The sequence below is a fragment of the Amycolatopsis minnesotensis genome (assembly GCF_039529815.1).
GTDB lineage: Bacteria > Actinomycetota > Actinomycetes > Mycobacteriales > Pseudonocardiaceae > Amycolatopsis > Amycolatopsis minnesotensis.
On the sequence record NZ_BAAANN010000011.1, the window covers coordinates 70238 to 89540 of the forward strand.

The window sequence follows — 19303 nt, forward strand, 5'->3', positions numbered from 1 at the left end:
CCTCAGTTCTACCCGGTCATCAGGGTGAACAGGCGGTCGTACAGCTCCTGGACCGCGTGCTCGTGGCGCCAGGGCGAGAGCTTCCGACCGGCCTCGAACGCCAGGGTCAGTCCGCCACCGCCGCGCGAGGTCTCGAGCGTGTCGATCGATCGGTGGAGCGTGTCGGTTGCACCGTGGATCTCACTTTGCTGGATGTAGGCGAGTGACAGGTTGCCGAGCACGATCGTTTGGGACTTTTTCTTGTGCTGCAAGGCCGAAACCGCTAGCTGCAGCGTCCTTTCAGCCGCGTTGGCGAGGCCGAGGAACAGGTAGCAGGAGCCAGCCATGCGGTCGATCTCCGCTGGTGTCAGGTACTCGGCGGCGAGGTCGACGTCGTGAACCAGCGAGAGCTGGGTGCGAGCGTCGTCGAGGGCCTGGTCGCAGGCTGCGCGGTGACCGAGCATGGCGTTTGCTTCGGCGGTGTGCAGTAACGCCAGGCCGGTCAGAGCTGGACTCGCTCCACGTGCGGTTGATGCGGCTTGTTGCGCCGTGCGCAGTCCGTCTTCGGCGATCTTCTCGCCGTAGAGCGACAGGTAACTGGTCCGGAGCGTGGCATACGCCTCGGCGACCTTGTCACCGCTCTGCCGCGCAGCCTGAACGGCTTGATCGAAATACCTGCGCGGTGAACGATGATCTTGGCGTTGCGATGCATCCCAGACCAACTGACCCATGAACGTGGCGCTCTCGGCCTCCAGGGCCACCGCGTCCCGTCGCTGCCGCGTCGTTCGCGTCTGGTGGCGAAGCGCAGTAATCTGGCCATGGGTGCGCGACGCCGTCGCGAGCAGCGTGGTGGAAGGCTCGATGTCGTACTGAGCCTGCACGTGTTCCAATCGACGGCGCAGCTCGTTGACTGTTGCCTCGCTCGCTTCGCCGACGGAAGCCTCGAGTGCTGCGCGAGGTGCTTGTCCATCGAGTAGTTCTTCCAGTGATTCGCGGCTGATGCCGAGAAGCCGTGCGAGCTTGGGTCGTTTGTAGGGCACGGGCTCGGTGCGTCCGCGCTCCCAGTTGCTGATCGAACTGGAGTCGACCCCGAGAACTTCGGCCAAGGACTCTTGGCTGTAGCCAGCGCTCTTGCGCGTCCGGATGAGCGCCTCGCGTCGCATGACGATCCGTCTCCCCGTCGATACCGAATGTGATGGCAGCCACATTACCGCAGGTCATGGCTTGAGGTTCCGTCTGGTGTCAGTGAGTTTCCGTATGACATCCCTGGTCTGGCCGCGGTCTGCGGCTCACAGTCGTGTCCAAGTACCCCGGCACCAGGTCGATGTCCGCCCACTGCCCCCGGGTGAGGGACTGGCTCCCGAGAAGCCCGTCCCAGATGCCGGGGTACCGCAAACGAATGTCGGGATGGGACGAGGGGGAGTCAGTATGACGATCCGAATAGCACAGAAGCGACTGCTCGCGAACCGATGCGGGAGTCAGGGACGGGGACACAGGCAGCCAGCTTCGCCTGAACCAGCGCAGCTTTATCACCTCACGCTCATCATGCTGCTGTTGCACGCGCCGCGATCTCGGCAGCCTTTGTGCTTGAACTGCGGGGCCGCTTGGCCGTGTGCCATCGCCCGCCAGGCATACCGGCTGCGAGAGGGGTTCTGATCATGGCGGATTTCGCCCGTCTCCCAAGAGGACCGTGCGGCGGCGAGCCAGCCCACGGTCGATCTGCTGCGTGCGCTGGGGGCGGTGAACCAGCGCATTCCCGAGGTGATCCGTGTTCTTGCTGCCGGAGGTATGTCTTCGCCCAAGCAGCACCAGTTCGCGTCGTTGCTGATCGATCTCGGCGAACTGCTGCATCACCATGCTGACAGCCATACTCATCCGGCTGCGGAGAGCAGGCGTGCCACGCTTGCGGTGGAGCTTCCGGTGCCGAACCGAGAAGACACGCCCGATGACTCGTGAATCATCTCGTGCTGGGGGCGATGGTCACGCTCGGGCCACCTGTCGCGTATGGACTGCTGCTCGGTTTCCTTGCGTCGCGGGGGAAGTACCGGCAACGGCGAGAATTCCGACGCCGCATCGCCCGCCAGCGGACAGGACGGATCACGTCGGCGAACTGCGTGCCCGGCTCGAAGCCGAGGAGGTCGAGGTGCACGCGAACTCCGACGATACGACGGCGCGGTGCTCGCCTTTCCACGACAGCGACAGGGACCTTCGGCAGCGGAGCGGTTGAGACGTGTGACGACCCGGTGACCTCGATGGCGGTGGAATCGAGATCCGGCAAGGAGTCGCGTGAGACGGGTTTTATGGGCACCGTGCCGGTCTGTCGGTGTGCGGACTGGGTGCCGCGGCTCGACGACCGACTCGTGCCGAAAGGGCTAAAAGGTGACTGGGCGTTTCAGGAGCGAAGGCAGCTCGCAGGTGACCGCGATGTGCTGGCGATGGTCACGGTGGGGGACAGGCTCCGGGCCCGCCGGGCCGAGCGCGGGTTGTCGATGCGTGCGCTGGCCGCGCGGGCAGGGGTGTCGATCACCGCGGTGAGAAACGCGGAGCGAGGGGATGAGGGGCGGCTGCCAACGCTGCGAGTGCTGATGCGATTGGCGGGGCCGCTGGGCGCGGCGCAACTCCAACTCGTTCTCCTCGTAGTGGACGACTACGTCGCCCGGGACCGGCGATGGATCGGGCTGGACCGGTGCATGATCGACGGAGCCTGTGCCCCTGCGCGCTCGGGGCGTCGCCTTTCTCGCCCATCGCGATCGAACGCGATGCCATCGTGCGGGACCGTGGGTGGGACTCGGTATCCGGATCAACCGAATTCGTCGGCACCGGCGGATCACGGCCAGAGAGTGGGCCCGGGCCGCTGGGCGGTGCCACACCCTGCTGTCTCGGATCGAATCAGGCAAGCACCCCCGGTGTCGACCACGCACAACACGAATTCAGGGCGGAGGAGAACCGATGAACGAACGACAGGACGCGCTCGTGCCAGCCGATGTGGTGCTCACGTACCCAGGACGCTGGTGGCAGGAGGCGGCAGGGCATTGGCGGTCGAGTACGGCGGACAGCAGGCTGTGCTCGTCCGGGAAGTGCCGGTAGCTGCCGGGTGGTTTCGGCAGCTACCGGGCGGTGGGTGCTCAGGGGCGCGGGATCCTGGGCAGGAGCAGGTGTGGTCGCCGCTCGTGGTCGCTGTGCAGGGTGGTCCGGCCGCGGTAGGCGGCGCGGTCCCGGTCTCCGGGGAGTTCGTGCCAGTAAGCGCCGCTGCCGCGGACTTCGCGGCCGTAGGTGATCTCGTGCGGGCCCGGCAGGTGGTGTTCGTAGTCCTGGCCGCGCACGGACACGCCGATGGCGTGGCCTGCCGGGACCACAATGGACAGTGGCCAGATTTCCACGTCCGCCGCGTACACCTGCCCGGGAACCAGTGGCGAGATCGCGGTGTGCCGCTGCCAGGGGCGGTATGGCCGCGACAGGTCAGGGTCGAGTTCGCGGTGCGAGACGCGCAGCCAGCCTTGGCCGACCGGGCCGTGCGGCTCGAAGGCGGTCGGGAACAGTACTTCGGTGCCCTCGGGGTCGAACAGGTGCACCGTGACGAACAGGTCCGCGTCCTCGGTCGTGGAGGAGACGAACAGCTTCAGCGCCGCGGGGCCGGTGTATTCCACCTCCTGGTCGGCGGGCGGGAGGGTGAACATCAGTCCTTCCGACCGCGCGACGAACTCCGCGCGCTGTGCGCCGGAAGGGGCGTGGCCGGTCAGGGCGCGGGTGTCGAGATCGAGGTGCAGTTCGGTCCATTCCGTGCGGGCGAGCGGCCATTCCCGCTCGTGGCGCGGGAAGAAGCCGTCGGGCGTGCGCACCTGGAGCTGTACCGGCGGGTGGGCGTCCCAGCCGTTGGCCTCGCCTTTGAGGAAGTGATCGAAGAAGCGTCGCTGCACGTCGAGTCCGTAGTCGGTGTAGAACTCCGTCCAGTGTTCGAGCCCGTGCACCTCCAGCCACTTCTGCTCGGACGAAACCCGGTCGAAGCCTTCGAAGTTGCCCCGCGAGTGCAGGCCCATGCCACCCCAGTTGGAGGAGGACAGCACGGGCACGGTGATCTTCTCCAGCACCGCGGTGCGGTCCCGGTAGTAGTCGTCGACGACGGGCCGCGCGAGCAGGACCTCGGAGATGTCGATCGCGGCCGCCCGCAGTTCCTCGTCCGTGCGGACCGGTTTGCCCGACACCCTGCGGCCGGTGTTCGGGTTGACCGGCGCGTCGGCGCGGCCGTGCTGGATGCGCAGCACCTGGTGCGGTGCCCAGCCCGGCATGAACTCCGACGGGATCCCGCCGTGATGGGTGTACTCGCGGAAGTAGTCGGACGCGCCCTCCCACGGGCAGATGGCCTTGAGGTGCGGCGGGGAAAGGGCGGCAGCCAGCCACTGGTTGGTCGCGAGGTAGGAGATGCCGAGCATGCCGACGTTGCCGTTGCTCCAGTCCTGGACGCCTGCCCATTCGATCGCCTCGTAGAGGTCCTGCCCCTCGCGCGGCGAGAAGAAGTCGATCGATCCCTCGCTGCCACCGGTGCCGCGCACGTCGATCCGCACGCACACGTAGCCTTCCGGGACCCACCGCTCCGGGTCCGGGTATTCCCAGACCTGGTACGCGCCGGTCGACTTCGCCGTCACTTCGGGGTGGTCGCGCACGAGGGCGGAGTACTGGTGCGCGAACCCCTCCGCGAACGCGAGGCCCTTGCCGTACGGGCTGGACGCCAGCAGCACCGGGTGCGGCTTGTCGTCGTCGGGGCGGAAGATGTCCGCGGCGAGCGTGACCCCGTCGCTCATCGTGATCCGCACGTCCCAGTCGACCCGCATGCCGTCGCGCACTTCGCTGTAGGGCTCGTAATGCTGTGTCATGGATTCCCTTCCTTTCCGTCCTTGGCGGATAGTCCTGTGTGGATGGTCCGATGTGGTCAGTCGCGCGGTCTGCCCATCGCGGCCGTCGCGAGGACGCCGACGATCGGGATGGCGCACAGCTGGATGACCCCGGCGGTCTGCCAGCCGAGGCCGGCCTTGGTGGCCGCGAAGAAGTAGCCGGACACACTCGCCGGGATGTACATGGCGGCAACGAACAGGCCGCTCGCCCTGCCGACCATCGCGGCGGGCACCGACCGCTGGATGAGCGCGCTGGTGTTGGTGTAGACGACCCCGGTGAAGGCGATCCCCAGCACCAGGGAGAGCACGAGCTGCGCGGGGTAGGCGTCACCGGAGAGGAAGATCCCCGCCCCGCACCCGGCGATCGCGGCGAACCCGGCGACGTTGACCAGCCGCTGGTCGAACCGGTCGGCGAAGATGCCGCAGAAGACCGACGTGAGCGCGCCGAGCCCGAACATGCCGGCGGCGACCGCGGTCTGGTCGGCGGTGTAGCCGTGTGCGTCGCGAAGGTAGGTGGGATACAGCCCGAGGTAGCCGTAGATGGTGAAGCCCGCGGCGACGGTGGCGATGGTGCAGCAGACGACGCGCCGGTTGAAGAACCGGACATCGCCCTCCGGTACCGGGGCGGTGCGAAGTTCCTCGTGGCGGCCGACCTCCGTCACCGACTGCGGTACCGCGAACACGAGGACGGCGAGGACGACCAGGCCGATCGCGCCGAACACGAAGAGCGGGACGCGCCAGTTGCCCGTCGAAGACAGGAGCGTCCCGCCCAGGAGCGGACCGGCGAACGCGCCGAGCCCGAACGCGGCGTTGATCGACCCGATCGCCACCGCGCGGTTGCGGTGGAAGTACGCGCCGACGGCGGCGTACAGCGCCGCGTTCTGGGCTCCTTCGCCGACACCGGACAGGATCCGCCACGCGGTCAGGTCGGCGAGCCCGGCCGCGGTCGCCTGGAGCGCGCAGGTGATCGAGAACAGCAGCAGGCTCGCGATGATGACCCGTTTGCGGCCGATCCGGTCGGCCAGGTAGCCCGCCGGGATACCGGCCAGCCCCATGCCGAGGGTGAAGATCGTCGACAGCGTCCCTGCCTGGTTTCCGGTGAGCAGGTAGGTCTGCTTGATGTCGGGCAGCAGGATGGCGAACACCTGCCGGTCCATCGCGTTGACGAGGTAGGTCAGATCGAGGACGAGCAGGATGAGCAGGGTCCGGAAGGTCCACGACGAGGCGCCGGTTCGCGGGGCGGGGCCGGTGAGTTCGGGGGTGGTCATGGTGGTGCTCCTCGGAGCAGGGAGGGGCAGGGGCGCGTGCGGGATGGCGAACGGGAGCCGTTCGCGCCGTCCTCCTGGACGGCCGGGTGCTGCCGGAACGGGGTCAGTACAGGGAAAGCAACCGCAGCCCGCGCCGCACGTGTTTGAGCCGGTCGCGGCGCTCGCGCCGGGCGGTGACCGCCTGGTCGAGCGACACCGGCACGAAGCGGACCGTGTCCGGTGCCTTGAGCTGTGCGAGCACGTCGAGGTCGCTGCTCACGACGGTGCCGATGGTGGCGTAGCCGCCTCCGGTCACGGCATCGCGCAGCAGGCAGATGGCTTCCTCGCCGTTGGGCACCTGCACCGACCCCACCGGGTAGCCGAGGTCGACCACGTTGCTGGGGTTGTCGCCCGCGCCGAACGGGGCTTCGCGGTCGACGAACCGCAGTGCCGGCCCGATCAGCCTGCGGCCGGTGCGGTCGGATTCGGGCGAGACGGCGAACGTCGAGGAGAAGAACTCGTGGACGCTCTCGTCGGTGAACCGGTGCCGGCACAGTCCTTCGACGAACCGGAGGGGCTGGTGCCCGCCGAGTGCGGGACGCAACCGGGGATCGACGGAACTGCCTTGGCCGGGACGGATCTCGTCGGGCTCGTCGCCGACCGGCAAGGTGTCGCCTGCCGCGAGCGCACGGCCGTCGTGCCCGCCGATCGCCGAACTCTGGTAGGTGGACCGGCTACCGAGGAACGGCTCGGTCGCGATCCCGCCGCGCACCGCGAGGTAGGCGTGGCAGCCGGTGCGCAGGGCGCCGATCCGCAGTACCCGGCCGGCGTCCACGAACACGGTCTGCCAGCACGGCACCGGCATTCCGTCGATGCGGACGTCGGCTTCGCCACCGGTGACCGCCACGGTCGCCGGTTCGGCGAAATGCAACTCCGGGCCGGTCATGGTGATTTCCAGCGTCGCCGCGGTCTCGTGGTTGCCGACGAGCAGGTTGGCGCAGCGGTGCGAGTACTGGTCGAGTGCGCCGGACGGGGGCAGGCCGATGGCGTACTGCCCGTCACGGCCGAGGTCCTGGACCAGCGTGCGGGCGCCAGGGGCGAGGACGGTGATCACGACAGCGCCGCTTCCAGGGTGCGGGGGTAGCCCGCCGGGTCGGCGAGGAATTCGGCGAGCGCGAACCGTACCGGCGCGCGCCGGTACCGGTACCGGCCTTCGCGCGAGTCGGTGCGCAACTGCGCGTACTCCTCGCCGGGAACGGGCCGGAAGCGCAGCAGCGTGGAGATCGTGGCGAGCACCTTCGACTTCTCGAACCCGGGGGTCCGCTGGGCGAGGTCGGCGACCGGGACGGGGGACCGGCCGAGCAACTGGTAGCCGCCGACGCCCGCGGTCGGGTAGACGACGGTGAACGCGCCGCCGTGCGCGACCGCCCTGGCCGGGGTCTCCGTTCTCGGCCGCAGGTACTTGGGTACCTGGATCTGCCGCTCGCGCGGCACGAGCTGGACGCATTCGGTGTTGCCGGGTTTGAAGCACGGGAAGGTGACGATGAACGGCGCCGACGAGTGCGCGGCGACCAGGTCGGCCACCGAGGCCAGCCCGTTGACCCGCGCGGTGTAGGCGATGTCGGTCTCCTCCGGTGATTGGTGCCGGTCCCGGAACTTCAGGCAGGTCCGTTCGGTCGCCGGATCCGCGTACCACACGGGGATTTCGACGATTTCCGTGTCCAGCGCCACCGATCCCGCCTCCCCGAACCGTGCGTGCAACCGGGCCAGCGTTCGCACGAGCTCACGCGGATGCAGCACGTCCGGATCGGCGCGCACGAGGTAGCTCGCGTTGGCCGGGGCGACGTCGATGACGCCGGGCAGCTCGCGCCGGGCCAGTTCCCCGGTGATCGCCTGGATCCGCAGCGCCTGCGCGAGATCCATGCCAACGCCGACTTCGACGAACACGAACTCGTCACCGCCGAAGCTCGCCCGCGCGCCATCGCCGAAGAACTCGTAGCCGCTCATGCGATTGTCTCGTTCTGCGAGACAGTGCCCGATTTCTTGTGGCGCATGATGTCTTCGATTCGCTCGCAAGCGTCGCTCATGCCGTCCGCCGGTGTGCGCTGAGGACGAACCCGGCCGATTCGAGGCGTCGTCGCACGGCCGCCGCGATCGCGACCGCGTTCGGCCGGTCGCCGTGCACGCACACCGAGCGCACCGGCATCGGGATCACCGTCCCGTCTGCCGTGCGGACGGTGCCGCGCGCCATCTCCAGCGCGCGATCGGCGACCGCGCCCGGATCCTTGGCCAGCGGGACCGGTTCGACGATGTTGATTCCGTCCTGGTCGAAGTCGAGGTCGGCCGCGTTCTCCGGTACGGCAGGCAATCCCGCCGCGGTGACCGCGCGCATCGCCTCGGTGGGCGCGAACATGAGCGGCACCCCGGGGAGAACCGGCTGGAGCGCTCCCGCGACCGTGACCGCCAGCTCGGGCGAGCGGCAGATCCGGCCCATGAGCGCGCCGTGCGGCTTGACGTGCGTGAGCGGGACGTCCTCCGCCGCGGCGAGCCCGGCGAGCGCACCGACCTGGTACAGGATGTAGTCGACCACGTCGGAATCGGTCGCGGGCAGCGCCCGGCGGCCGAAGCCGAGCAGGTCCGGGTACCCGGGGTGGGCGCCGGCGGCGATCCCGGCCTCCCGCGCGCGGACCAGGGACGACCGCATGGTCGCCGGATCACCGGCGTGGTAACCGCAGGCGATGTTGGCGGTCGTGACGTACCGGAACAGGGCGTCGTCGTCGCCGAGCGTCCAGCGGCCGAAGCTTTCCCCGGCGTCCGCGTTCAGGTCGATCGTCGGTGCGGTCATGCTCGCCTCCGGATCAGGTGGGAAGGACGCGGGCGGCCGCGTCGGCGAAGCGTTCGAGCAGCAGCGCCGCGTCGGCGTCGTTGAACACCAGCGGCGGCCGGATCTTGATGACGTTGCCGTCCGGCCCGGACGCCGACACGAGCACGAAGTGTTCGCGCAGATCGTCCACAAGGGACTGGGCGAGCGCCCGGTCCGGATCGGTGCCGTCCGGGACGGTCACCTCGATGCCGAGGAACAGCCCGGCGCCGCGCACGTCGGCGAGGCGAGGGTGGCCGGACGCGATTTCGGCGAACCCGCGCGCCAGGTGCGCGCCGATCTCGCGGGCGTTGTCGATGAGGCCTTCGCGGTCGATGGTGCCGAGCACCGCCGCGGCCGCGGCGATCGGCACGTCGCTGCCGCCGAAGGTGTTGAAGTAGCGCACGTTCCGGCCGAACTCCCGGCCGATCTCGTGCCGCAGCACCGTCGCGGCCACCGGAATCCCGTTGCCCATCGGCTTTCCCAGCGTCACCAGGTCGGGCACGACCTCGTGCCTGCCGAAACCCCACCACCCGGCCCCTGTGCGGCCGAAACCCGCCTGGACCTCGTCCGCGAGGTAGACGCCGCCCGCCGCGCGGACCTCGGCGGCGAGCACGCCGAGCAGGTCCGTGGGAAACGGCTGCACGCCGTCGGAGGAGAAGATGCTGTCCACCACGAGCGCGCACACGCCGAACCCGTGCCGCTGGAGATCGTCGACGGCCGCCCGGATCTCGGCACGCAGCATGGTCACCACCTCGGCACCGTGCCGCAGGGGATCCGGCGCGCTGATCGTGCGCACGTGCGGCCCCAGTGGCGAGGTCGGGCCGAGCGACGGGGAGAACGCCGCCACCTCGGCGGTCACGCCGTGGTAGGCGTTGCGCGTGACGATGACGCCGGTGTTGCCGGTGTGCGCCCGCGCGATGCGCAAGGCGAGGTCGTTCGCCTCCGAACCGGTGCAGGTGTAGGTGACCCGGTCGAGTTCCGCGGGGAACGTCGCGAGCAGCCGTTCGGAGAAGTCGAGCAGATCGGCTCGCAGATAGCGGGTGTTCGTGGTGAGGATCGACAGTTGCCGGGTCACCGCCTCGACGACGGCGGGGTGGCAGTGCCCGAGCGAAACGACGTTGTTGTAGGCGTCGAGGTACTCGTTGCCCGCGGAATCGTAGAGGTGCACACCTGACCCCCGGCGCACCTCGACCGGGTTCGTGTAGAACAGCTGGTACCCCGGCCCGAGCACCTTCGCGCGCCGGTCCAGGAGTTCCCGGATGTGCGGCGGTTGCCCGGCCAGGTGCTCGCCGGTGAAGCCGTTGACCATCTCCGGCCCGGTCATCGCCGCACCGCCAGTACCCGTTCGGTCGCGGCCTCCCGGCCCGCGTACGCGGCCCGCGCGGTCGCCCAATCACGGGACGCGTGCGAGAGCACATACGCGGCGCGTGCCGGATCCCGCCGGGCTCGCCAGGACGCGATGAGCGCCCGCTGCACCAATCGCGCCGTCGCCAGCAGCGGAAGAAGCGCGAGTTCCCCATCGGCGACCGGCCTGATTTCGAGATAGCCGCGCAGCCACGCGAGCGGGGCCGCCCATGGGTCCGCCGCGTCCACATCGAGGAGGTTGGACAGCGCGATGGCGAGGTCGAAGACCACCGCCGTGCGCAGCACATCGCCGAAGTCGAGGATCCCGGTCAGCGCTCCGCGAGCGTCGACGAGGATGTTGTGCGGGCTCAAGTCGTTGTGCACAAGCTGGGTGTCGAGGTCGTTCGGCCGGACGCGGCGCGCGAACTCCTCGAGCGCCTCGTGCGCGAGCACGAGATCCGGACCGTCCACTGTGTCCAGTAATGGGTCGAGTGCACCGAGGTGGCGCAGATCCCAGATCAGGGCTCGATCCTGGTCCACGCCGCGGAAACCGGCGAGTGCGCGGGTGAGCTGTGCGTGGCAGCGGCCGAAGGGGGTCGGATCGGCCGCACGTCCGGTCAGCGGTTCTCCTGGCAGGTAGGACAAAACTCGCAGCAGTCGCGGGCCAGGCGCGATTTCGTGCAGCTCCGCACCGTCCACACCGGACCGGATCACCGGGATCGGCAGCTCGGGCGCGGTGTGCGCGAGGTGGTGCAGCACCGCCGTCTGCAGGGTGAGGTCCTCGTTCTCGCCGCTCACCTTGACCAGGTGGCGCGTGCCGGCCGCGTGCAGGACGAAGGTCTCGTCCTTCTCCGACGGAATGCGCTGGAGCCTGCCGGACAAGCCGTGCACCTCCCGCAACGCGTCGAGCACCAGTGCTTCGCCGAGTTGCTTCGTGACGGCGTCGAGGCCACTCGCGGTCACGAGTTCGCGGAACCCCGGCATGGTCGGATTCCTCACGAGGCCACCCAGCCGCCGTCGATCAGCAGGCTGGAACCGTGGATGTAGGAGGCGGCGGGGGAGGCGAGGAACACGACCGCGGGCGCGATGTCCCCGACTTCGCCGACGCGTCCCGCGGGAGTGCTGTCGAGCATCTGGCGCTCGTAGCCGGAATCCGCGAGCAGGTGCGCGTTGATGCTCGTGCGCACGTTGCCGGGGGCGACGGCGTTCACCCGGATGCCCTGGGGGGCGAACTCGGCGGTCAGCGACTTGACCAGCAACTCCACCGCGCCCTTGGTCGCGCAGTAGGCGCTGGAGTTCGGGAAGCCGACGTGCCCGCAGATGGAGGAGACGAAGATGACGCTGCTGCCGTCACCGAGGTGCTCGGCGGCCGCCCTGGTCAGTCGGAACGGCGCACGGACGTTGGTCGCCCACTGGGTGTCGAGCTGCTCGTCGGTGGTGTCGGGGAACGGCGTCGGCAGGAAGACCCCGGCGGCGTGCACGAGCACGTCGATGCCGCCGAAGCGCGCGAGCGTGCGGTCCACGACTTCACCGGGGCCGGAAGCGGCGGTGAGGTCGGCGACGATCGGCTCGGCCACCGCGTCCGCCGCCGTCAGCTCCGCGGCGACCGTCGCGAGGCGCTGTGCGTCCCGCCCCACCAGTGCGACCCGGGCACCCGCGGCGCCGAGTTCGCGCGCGATCTGCGCGCCGATCCCCGAGCTCGCGCCCGTGACGACGGCGGTCCGATCGCGAAGCGGTTGTGAGTTGCCGGCCATGGAGACTCCCTCGCGACTCTTAATGTTAGAAAACTTGCACTAACGAAGAGTATGCGAGGGCGAGGCCGTTAATGCAAGAGTTCCTGCAGTAAGAGTTTCAGGCCGGGTTCAGGGCTCGGTCCACCAACGCGTCCAGGTCGGTGTCGGGGCGCTCGTAGCCGAAGATCGCGCGCAGGTAGATGGGTGCGAGCACGACGTCGAAGACGTGCGCGACCGTCGGTGGCTTGCCGCCCGCCTCGGCGACCCTGTCCAGTGCCCGCTGCAACTGGGTGGTGCGCTGGCGCAGATACCCGGCGGCGTCGGCGGCGAGCGGGCCGCTCTGCTCGCCGCCGAGTGGGGAGGTGGCCGCGGCGAGCGCGCGGAACAGGGCGAACCCTTCCCTGGTCTTCACCTGCCCGGCGACCGCGCGCGCCCAGTCGAGCAGGTCGCGGCGCAGGTCTCCGGTGTCCGGGAACGGCGCCTCCTCGTTGAGCTGGGTGACCGCGACGTCGAGGACCAGCGACTCGATCCGTCCCCAGCGCCGGTAGATCGTCACCTCGTGCACACCGGAGCGCTCGGACACTTCCCGCACCGATGGCTGGTCCTGACCCGCGGCGAACAACTCGCGCACGGCGTTGTGCACCGCCGCGCGCGTGCGGGCCGTACGACCTCCAGGGCGAGTTTCTGCCATGGGGCCAGGCTAGCGTTCGCCTCGCCGGCAACCGCGACGGCGGACTTCCGCCGGGCGGGGCGAGCCGCCGAAATATACTGCCGCCGTGACGTCTCATCCCCCGAAGTCCAGGGTGTCCGAGGGGCTGCCGCCGATCACCCCGGCCCAGGTGGTCGACGCCGCGGTGCGGCTCACGGTGCGGCACGGCATCGACGGGTGGACCGTTCGCGCGCTGGCTCAGGACTTGGGGGTGGCTCAGGCCGTCGTCTACCACCACGTGGGTGACCGCCAGCAGGTCGTGTACGCCGTCGCGAGCCAGGTCGTCGACCAGATCCCGGTGCCTGCGGCTGACCGGCCGTGGCGGGAGTGGTTCGGCGCGCTGCTCGCCGACGTGCGGAAGGTGACGTTGCACCACCCCGGTGTGGCGCGGCATTTGGTCGTGCTCGGGCCGCTGGCCGGCGCGGGCCGGATCGTCCGGCCCGGCATGGACGTGCTGACCGCGGCGGGGTTCGCCGAGGACGCCATGATGATCTACAACTACCTGTCCAACACGGCGCTGAGCCTGATCGCCGTCGAGGACGAGCGCAACAAGGACCCGGACGAGCGGATGCGGCGGGCCCGCGAGCTGGCGGACCTGGCGCAGGATCCGGACGAAGGGCTGTCCGAGATGGGTGAGTGGCTGGCGTCGCGTGCGGTGAGCATCGACCAGCTTCGGGCGGCGGACGCGCACAACTACCGGTTCAGCGTCGAGCGAGCGCTCGACGGGGCGGAGGCGCGGCTGAAGGTGGTGCGCAAGCGCACCGCCCGGCGAGCCGTGCGCCTTGAACGACGTTCTACGAGGGCGACGGGCTCGAAGCTGAGTACAAAAGGACAAGAGTAGGGATCGCTGGGGCAAGTTCACTTTGTCGGGTGACTTCTCCGTAGTTAGGCTTCCCTAATTGTGAGTGAGGTTGCTGGGATCTTCAATGCGGTGCGCAGTCCTGCGCGTGGCCTGCCCTGTCATGACGGGTTGTGGCCGCTCGCCGGTCGTGCCGAGGAAGTCGGCCGCATCAGTGCCGCACTGGCTGGTGGGTCCGGTGTGGTCCTCACCGGCGCCAGGGGCGTGGGGCGCAGCAGGTTGCTGACCGCCGCGCTGGAGCGGGCCGCCGGATCGGCGGCGCTGATTTCGCCGCTCGAACTCGACCGGGTGCCGGACGGGCACGCGGTGGTGGGCATCGACGATGCCGAGACGCTGGACCCCGTCGTCGCCGCGCGACTGCACCACCTCGCTCGCGAAGGACGGATCTCGGTGGTGGCCGTCGTGTGCGATGGCGAGTGGGTGCCCGAGGGGATCGGGCGGCTGTGGCTCGACGGATTGGCCGAGCGAGTGGAGATCCGCCCGTTCGAAGACCACCAGATCGCCGAGGTGCTGGCGGTCCGGCTCCGTTCCGAGATCGCGCCGGAGGCCGTGCGCGGCATGGGCATGCTCACCGCGGGCAACGCGATGCTGCTGCGGGAACTGACCGAGCACGCCGTCGCGGAGGGCAGCCTGCGCCGCGAACGGGGCGTGTGGCGCTGGTCGGGGTTGTCCTGCGCGGACGGCAGGCTCGCCGATGTGGTGCGGATGCGGCTCGGCAAGCTCACCCCGGCCGAGACCGAGCTGATCGACCTGGTCGCACTGACGGGGACGCTGAGCCTGGACTCGCTGCCCGGCTTCGAAGAGGCGGCGGAGTCGTTGAACCGCCGGGGCGTGCTCACCGTCCACACCGAAGGCGGCGCGCCACGGGTGCGGATGACGTTCCCGCTGTGCGGCGATGTCGTCGCGGCCGCCATGTCGGAGTTGACCGCCAGGCGGCTGCGCGCCAAGCTCGGCGTCGCCGAGGAGATCGTGCCCCCGGTTCCGATACCGGTACAGGCCGTCAAGGAGCGCACCCGCGAGACACCGCCGCCGGTCTGCGTACTCGGACTGCGCACCCTCACCACGCGCGAGCGAGAGGTCGCCGGGTACGCGGCCACCGAGCTGACCAGCCGGGAGATCGCCGAGCTGCTGGTGGTGTCGGTCCGCACGGTCGAGAACCACCTGCAGCGGGTCTACAGCAAGCTCGGCATCACCCGGCGCGCCGATCTCGCCGCGGCGCTGGCCGCCGCCGGGCTTGGCGCAGCAACGGACCGGTGTCGACCGCGAGACACCGCGAGCTGAACGACTCCAGCGCGTCCAGGTAATCCGACCGCACTGCCTCCTCGTCGACGTTCGTGGCGCGCCCGTCCCGCAACACCACCTTGCCGCCGACCAAGACGGTGTCGACGTCGGGAGATCCGCCGAGCATCAGCAGGCTTTCCAGCGGGCGGGGCTGCAGCAGGTAGCGCCAGTCATCGGTGCGCACCAGCACCAGGTCGGCGAGGTTGCCCGGCTCGATCGAGCCGATGCCGTGCCAGCGCAGGCCGTGTGCCGGGATCCGGGTGGCCATCGCCAGTGCGTCGGACGGCCGCACTTCGGCGGGGTCGCCGGTGCGCTCGGCGAAGCCGTGCCACGCGGCGCGCATCGCTTCCACCATGCCGGGGTGCGGCAGGGGGGAGCCGTCGGTGGACACCGACACCGCCACCCCCGCGCGGCGCAGATCGGTGATCGCGGTCGTCTCGGTCAGCACGGTTTCGCCGGTGCAGCCGTACTTCGCGGGCGAGACGGTGATCGAGGCGCCCGAGGCGAGCAGCAGTTCGCGCTCGGCGTCGTCGAGGAAACCGCAGTGCACCGCCATCAGCCGCTCAGTGAGCAGGCCGAGATCGGCCAGCCGTCGCAGGCCGGTCCGTCCGAAGTGGTGGCGCATCACCTCCGCCTCCGCTCGCAGCGCGGCCACGTGCGTCACGAACGGCAGGTCGTGCCGTTCGGTGAGCGCGGCGAGACCGGCGCCCAGTTCGTCGGTCAGATTCGTGACGTACACGGCGGACGGGCGGGCGCGCACCAGTCCCGTCGTGTCCGCGGCGGCCATCCGCACGATCTCCTCGGTACGGGCCAGCACCGCGTCGGTGTCCCTCGTGCGCAGCGGCACCGGCGATCCCGGCTCGCACACCGCGTCACCCGTCCAAAGGCTGACCGCGCACCGCGTGCCGAGCGCGCGTGCCGCCGCGGCCAGTGCCTCCGGCCGGTTCACCGAGCCGGTGTCGCCGAGCGTGGTCACCCCGCATCGGAGCTGCGTCCACATCGAGTAGCGGGCCACGGCTTCCGCCTCGCCGGGAGTCAGCAGCCCGGCGAGATCGGCCGACGCGTCGAACGCCGCCGACACGTCGTGCGGGTGGCCGCCGTGGCTGAGCATCCCGCCGGTGTCCGCGCGGTCCGACCGTGCGCGAAGCCCGTTCTCCCCGGTCAGGCGCAGCGCGAAGGTTTCGTGCCAATGCGCGTTGACGAAGCCGGGCAGGACGGCCGTGCGGCTCGCGTCCAGTACCGTCAGCTCGGCCGCGCGGTCCGGGGGCAGTGCCGCCACCGCGGTGCCGACCTCGGCGGCCGTGCCCACGGCGGCGATCCGATCGTCCACGACGAGCACGCAGCCGCGGGGGACCACCCGTTCCCGCGCGTCGGCGGTGTGCACGCAGCCGTCCTGGATCAGCAGCACCGGCATCGGGGTCATCGCCCGTTGAGGTGTGCGAGCCACTGGTTCAGCGTCGGCGCGCCGGCCAGTGCGGTGAACGAGACCGGGCGCTTCTCCCGGCGCCATCGGCTCGTCATCCGCATGACCTCCAACGAGCTGAGCCCGAGCAGTACGAGGTTCGCGTCGCCGTCGATCTCGTCCGGCCGCGTGCCGAGCGCGGTCGCGATGATGGTGCGCAGTTCGGTTTCCGTGACGCTCATTCCGCCCTTTCCTCGCCGATGTCTTCCTTGGCCCGCAACGCTTTTTTGTCGACCTTCCCGAGCGGGGTCAACGGCAGCGCCTCGACCAGTGCCAGCCGGTCGGGCAGTTTGTAGTCCGCGACGCCGCGGCCGTGCATCAGTTCGCGCAGCTGCGCGAGCGTGGGTGGCCGGGTTCCTCGCGCCACGACGTAGGCGCAGGTGCGCTCGCCGAGGAACTCGTCGGGCACGCCGATCACGGCCGCCGCCGCGACCGCCGGGTGCTCGGTGAGGTGCGCCTCCACCTCACCAGCGGAGATCTTGTCCCCACCACGGATGATCATGTCCTTGAGCCTGCCCTCGATGACCAGTTCACCGTGTTCGGTGAGCCGGGCGAGATCGCCGGTGCGGAAGAAACCGTCCTCGGTGAACACCCTGGCGTTGTGGTCGTCGGCCCGGTAATAGCCGCGCGGCGTGTACGGGCCGCGGGTGATCAGCTCCCCGATGCCGCCGGGGGACAGCTCGGCGCCACCTTCGCCGACGATGCGCAGTTCGTCCTCATCGGACACGGGCAGGCCCTGCGTGCCGAGGACGTGCCCGGCCGGGCCGTGCTCGCGGGTGAACGTCAGCAAACCTTCGGCCATCCCGAACACCTGCTGGAGCGCGCAGCCCAGCGCGGGGCCGATCGAGCGCACGAACTCCGGTTTCATCCGCGCGCCGCCGACCTGGACCAGCCGCAGCGAACCGAGGTTCGATCCGGTCCACCCCGCCTCCTCGACCCAGAGCTGGGCCAACGACGGCACGAGGGCCGTCACCGTCGCGTTTTCTTTTTCCACCAGGGGAAAGCAGGTCTCCGGCGTGGGATCGTCCGCGAGTACCGCGGTGCCGCCGGTCAGCAGCGTGCCGAGCAACCCCGGCGAGCCCCACGCGAAATTGAACCCGATCGGCAGCGCGGCAAGGTAGACGTCGTCGCGGGTCAGTTCGCACGCCGAAGCGGCGGCGCGTGACTGGTACAGGTAATCGTCGTGGGTGCGGGGGATGAGCTTGGGCAGCGCGGTCGTCCCGCCGGACAGGAGGAAGAACGCGACGTCGGACGGGTCTGGCGCGGGGAAGTCGGCAGGCTCCGCCTCGGGCAGGGCTTTGACGTTCCCGCTCGGCTCGCCGACGACGAACAGCGAGCGCAGCGACGGCAGTTCCGCGTGCAGCTTCTCGGCCAGCGCGCGGTGGTCGAAGTCGCGGTGCGTGTCTGGTCCGATGTAGACGGTCGCCCCGGTCAGCTCGCACAGGTGGCGCAGCTCGCTGTGCCGGTGCGCGGGGAGCGCGAAAACCGGAATGGCGCCCAGCCGGAACAGCGCGAAGCAGAGGGCCGCGAACTCGGGCACGTTCGGCAGTTGCACGACGACTCGTTCGCGCGGCGCGATGCCGTGGCCGGCGAACCCGGCGGCCAGCCGGTCGGCCCAGGCATCCAGTTCCGCGTAGGTGATCCGCCGGTTTCCGCGCACCAGCGCGGTGTGCGGGCCGAATCGCCTCGCCGCCTTTCGCAACGCCTCACCGATCGGCTCACCGCGCCAGACACCCAGCGCGCGGTACCGCTTCGCCAGGTCTTCGGGCCATGGCGTACATCCGTCGAGCATCAGTTCCCTTCCCGGTCCGCGATGATCTCCACGATCGCGCACCCCGCTTCCATGCCGGTGGTCGAGCCGATCAGGAGCACGTGGTCCCCGCGGTTCACCGCTCCGCCGCGCCAAAGGTGTTCCAGTGCGAGGAAAAGGTCCGCGGCGCCGGTGTGGCCGACCGTGCTGGTGTAGTCCCACGCGCTGTCCTCCGGTCCCGCGCCCACCGGGTCGAGGAAGATCGCGTCGAGCGCGTCGATGGTGTAGCCGGGGTGGCACACGCGCCGGATGTCGGCCATCGTCAGGCCCGCTTCGCCCAGCGTGCGTTCGGCGATCGCGGCGACCTGCTCGCCGAAACCGAGGATCGGTGGCGCGTCTCCCGCCGCCCATTGCTCGCGGACGCGTTCGCCGCGCTCCTGGAAGTTCAGCCCCCTGCCCACCGTCGAACCCGGCGGGAACAACGCTTCGCCTGCCCGGTGCAGCCCCTCCATCGCCGGGTCGGACCGCGATCCGATCGCGCGCACGCGGGCGAAGCCGTGGCTGCGCGATACGACGACGGACGACGCGCCGTCCGCGAGCAGGAACAGATCGGAGGCCCGCCAACGATCCGCCAGCGCGGTGGAAAAGTTGTCGGCCGTGGTGACGAGTGCCGCGCCACACCCGGAATCGGCGCGAAGCCGGTGCCACGCGGCCTCCACGCCGGCCAGCATGCTGAGGCAGCCCTGCCGCAGTTCCAGCGCCGGGATCGGCCGGTTCAGCGTGTTCAGCAGCACGTAGTGCGGCGCGGACCAGCCTTCGGGGCCCTGCGGATGGGTGGCGCTGTGCAGCAGCACGGCGAAATCGTCCGGGGTGTGCCCGCAGCCCTCGAGCGCGTTCCGCCCGGCCCTGATCGCCATGTCCGGCGCGGGTTCGCCGGGACTGACGGTCACCGCGCGCATACCGGACACCGCGGCGGCGGCTTCGTCGTACCAGCCGTTGGCGACGGCCTCCTCCACGGTCACCCTGGGCGGGAGATGACTGCCGATGCCGGCCAGGAAAAGATCGTCGGTGCGCACCCGGCGAGTGGAGCACGCGGAGGGACGCGAGCACATGAGTAACCGGCTACTCAACTGCGCGCGGCTGAGTATGTGTGCGCTCTCACGGCGACTTGAGTAGCCACTACTCAG

Annotated in this window: 18 protein-coding genes and 1 pseudogene; 5 read left to right on the forward strand and 14 right to left on the reverse strand. The window is 70.0% G+C overall.

The window, feature by feature from the left end; genetic code table 11:
- Positions 1–8: 8 nt before the first annotated feature.
- Entirely contained in the window at positions 9–1142 is a 1134-nt protein-coding gene (locus ABD256_RS15710; protein ID WP_344418316.1) for an NsdA family TPR-like regulatory protein, read from the reverse strand.
- A gap of 577 nt (positions 1143–1719) precedes the next feature.
- Here ABD256_RS15710 and ABD256_RS15715 point away from each other — a divergent pair.
- The 3 genes and pseudogenes from ABD256_RS15715 to ABD256_RS15725 all read left to right on the forward strand — a co-directional run bounded on the left by ABD256_RS15715 (position 1720) and on the right by ABD256_RS15725 (position 3066).
- Positions 1720–1935, forward strand: a complete 216-nt coding sequence (locus ABD256_RS15715) for a hypothetical protein (protein ID WP_344418318.1) — start codon at positions 1720–1722, stop codon at positions 1933–1935.
- A gap of 479 nt (positions 1936–2414) precedes the next feature.
- Positions 2415–2582, forward strand: a pseudogene (locus tag ABD256_RS15720) (helix-turn-helix domain-containing protein); the annotation flags it as partial.
- Between the two features lie 346 nt (positions 2583–2928).
- Positions 2929–3066 carry a hypothetical protein gene (locus tag ABD256_RS15725; protein WP_344418320.1) on the forward strand — a complete coding sequence of 46 codons (138 nt, stop codon included), beginning with the start codon at positions 2929–2931 and terminating at the stop codon, positions 3064–3066.
- Between the two features lie 38 nt (positions 3067–3104).
- Here the strand turns inward: ABD256_RS15725 and ABD256_RS15730 are convergent, their stop codons facing one another.
- The 9 genes from ABD256_RS15730 to ABD256_RS15770 form a co-directional block, all read right to left on the reverse strand.
- Positions 3105–4850, reverse strand: a complete 1746-nt coding sequence (locus tag ABD256_RS15730; protein ID WP_344418322.1) for a CocE/NonD family hydrolase — start codon at positions 4848–4850, stop codon at positions 3105–3107.
- Between the two features lie 56 nt (positions 4851–4906).
- Positions 4907–6136 carry an MFS transporter gene (locus ABD256_RS15735; RefSeq protein WP_344418324.1) on the reverse strand — a complete coding sequence of 410 codons (1230 nt, stop codon included), beginning with the start codon at positions 6134–6136 and terminating at the stop codon, positions 4907–4909.
- Positions 6137–6239: 103 nt separating this feature from the next.
- A complete protein-coding gene (locus ABD256_RS15740; protein WP_344418326.1) occupies positions 6240–7229 on the reverse strand; it encodes a 5-oxoprolinase subunit C family protein in 990 nt (329 codons plus the stop codon).
- Positions 7226–8122, reverse strand: coding sequence for a 5-oxoprolinase subunit B family protein (locus tag ABD256_RS15745; RefSeq protein ID WP_344418328.1), 897 nt, complete (start codon positions 8120–8122; stop codon positions 7226–7228). The genes ABD256_RS15740 and ABD256_RS15745 overlap by 4 nt, the downstream gene beginning before the upstream one ends.
- A gap of 76 nt (positions 8123–8198) precedes the next feature.
- Positions 8199–8960 carry a 5-oxoprolinase subunit PxpA gene (locus tag ABD256_RS15750; RefSeq protein ID WP_344418330.1) on the reverse strand — a complete coding sequence of 254 codons (762 nt, stop codon included), beginning with the start codon at positions 8958–8960 and terminating at the stop codon, positions 8199–8201.
- Between the two features lie 13 nt (positions 8961–8973).
- On the reverse strand, positions 8974–10302 hold the full coding sequence (locus ABD256_RS15755) for an aspartate aminotransferase family protein (protein ID WP_344418332.1): 1329 nt from the start codon (positions 10300–10302) through the stop codon (positions 8974–8976).
- Positions 10299–11321 carry a phosphotransferase gene (locus ABD256_RS15760; RefSeq protein WP_344418334.1) on the reverse strand — a complete coding sequence of 341 codons (1023 nt, stop codon included), beginning with the start codon at positions 11319–11321 and terminating at the stop codon, positions 10299–10301. Before ABD256_RS15760 ends, ABD256_RS15755 begins: the two co-directional genes overlap by 4 nt.
- A complete protein-coding gene (locus ABD256_RS15765; protein WP_344418335.1) occupies positions 11318–12076 on the reverse strand; it encodes an SDR family NAD(P)-dependent oxidoreductase in 759 nt (252 codons plus the stop codon). Before ABD256_RS15765 ends, ABD256_RS15760 begins: the two co-directional genes overlap by 4 nt.
- A 97-nt stretch (positions 12077–12173) precedes the next feature.
- Complete coding sequence (locus tag ABD256_RS15770; protein ID WP_344418337.1) at positions 12174–12746, reverse strand: TetR-like C-terminal domain-containing protein; 573 nt, start codon at positions 12744–12746, stop codon at positions 12174–12176.
- Between the two features lie 85 nt (positions 12747–12831).
- Here ABD256_RS15770 and ABD256_RS15775 point away from each other — a divergent pair, with 85 nt between their 5' ends.
- Positions 12832–13605, forward strand: coding sequence for a TetR/AcrR family transcriptional regulator (locus ABD256_RS15775; RefSeq protein WP_344418339.1), 774 nt, complete (start codon positions 12832–12834; stop codon positions 13603–13605).
- Positions 13606–13695: 90 nt separating this feature from the next.
- Complete coding sequence (locus tag ABD256_RS15780; RefSeq protein ID WP_344418341.1) at positions 13696–14904, forward strand: helix-turn-helix transcriptional regulator; 1209 nt, start codon at positions 13696–13698, stop codon at positions 14902–14904.
- On the opposite strand, the gene ABD256_RS15785 is transcribed toward ABD256_RS15780, so the two are convergent.
- The 4 genes from ABD256_RS15785 to ABD256_RS15800 are packed head-to-tail and all read right to left on the reverse strand — an operon-like array spanning position 14813 to position 19192.
- Positions 14813–16351: an amidohydrolase family protein gene (locus ABD256_RS15785; RefSeq protein WP_344418343.1), complete on the reverse strand. Its 1539-nt coding sequence runs from the start codon at positions 16349–16351 to the stop codon at positions 14813–14815. The two genes, ABD256_RS15780 and ABD256_RS15785, sit on opposite strands and share 92 nt — an antisense overlap.
- Positions 16324–16548 carry a phosphopantetheine-binding protein gene (locus ABD256_RS15790; protein WP_344418346.1) on the reverse strand — a complete coding sequence of 75 codons (225 nt, stop codon included), beginning with the start codon at positions 16546–16548 and terminating at the stop codon, positions 16324–16326. Before ABD256_RS15790 ends, ABD256_RS15785 begins: the two co-directional genes overlap by 28 nt.
- The gene (locus ABD256_RS15795; RefSeq protein ID WP_344418348.1) at positions 16545–18158 is read right to left on the reverse strand and encodes a (2,3-dihydroxybenzoyl)adenylate synthase; all 1614 of its coding nucleotides are present in this window, start codon (positions 18156–18158) and stop codon (positions 16545–16547) included. The genes ABD256_RS15790 and ABD256_RS15795 overlap by 4 nt, the downstream gene beginning before the upstream one ends.
- The gene (locus ABD256_RS15800; protein ID WP_344418350.1) at positions 18158–19192 is read right to left on the reverse strand and encodes a ketoacyl-ACP synthase III family protein; all 1035 of its coding nucleotides are present in this window, start codon (positions 19190–19192) and stop codon (positions 18158–18160) included. The genes ABD256_RS15795 and ABD256_RS15800 overlap by 1 nt, the downstream gene beginning before the upstream one ends.
- Positions 19193–19303: the final 111 nt, after the last annotated feature.

Bases quoted from the DNA above. Each gene is read 5' to 3' on its own strand.
- ABD256_RS15755 (WP_344418332.1), bottom strand. From the start codon at position 10,302: ATGACCGGGCCGGAGATGGTCAACGGCTTCACCGGCGAGCACCTGGCC.
- ABD256_RS15765 (WP_344418335.1), bottom strand. From the start codon at position 12,076: ATGGCCGGCAACTCACAACCGCTTCGCGATCGGACCGCCGTCGTCACG.
- ABD256_RS15735 (WP_344418324.1), bottom strand. From the start codon at position 6,136: ATGACCACCCCCGAACTCACCGGCCCCGCCCCGCGAACCGGCGCCTCG.
- ABD256_RS15710 (WP_344418316.1), bottom strand. From the start codon at position 1,142: ATGCGACGCGAGGCGCTCATCCGGACGCGCAAGAGCGCTGGCTACAGC.
- ABD256_RS15790 (WP_344418346.1), bottom strand. From the start codon at position 16,548: ATGAGCGTCACGGAAACCGAACTGCGCACCATCATCGCGACCGCGCTC.
- ABD256_RS15725 (WP_344418320.1), top strand. From the start codon at position 2,929: ATGAACGAACGACAGGACGCGCTCGTGCCAGCCGATGTGGTGCTCACG.
- ABD256_RS15730 (WP_344418322.1), bottom strand. From the start codon at position 4,850: ATGACACAGCATTACGAGCCCTACAGCGAAGTGCGCGACGGCATGCGG.
- ABD256_RS15750 (WP_344418330.1), bottom strand. From the start codon at position 8,960: ATGACCGCACCGACGATCGACCTGAACGCGGACGCCGGGGAAAGCTTC.
- ABD256_RS15795 (WP_344418348.1), bottom strand. From the start codon at position 18,158: ATGCTCGACGGATGTACGCCATGGCCCGAAGACCTGGCGAAGCGGTAC.
- ABD256_RS15770 (WP_344418337.1), bottom strand. From the start codon at position 12,746: ATGGCAGAAACTCGCCCTGGAGGTCGTACGGCCCGCACGCGCGCGGCG.
- ABD256_RS15745 (WP_344418328.1), bottom strand. From the start codon at position 8,122: ATGAGCGGCTACGAGTTCTTCGGCGATGGCGCGCGGGCGAGCTTCGGC.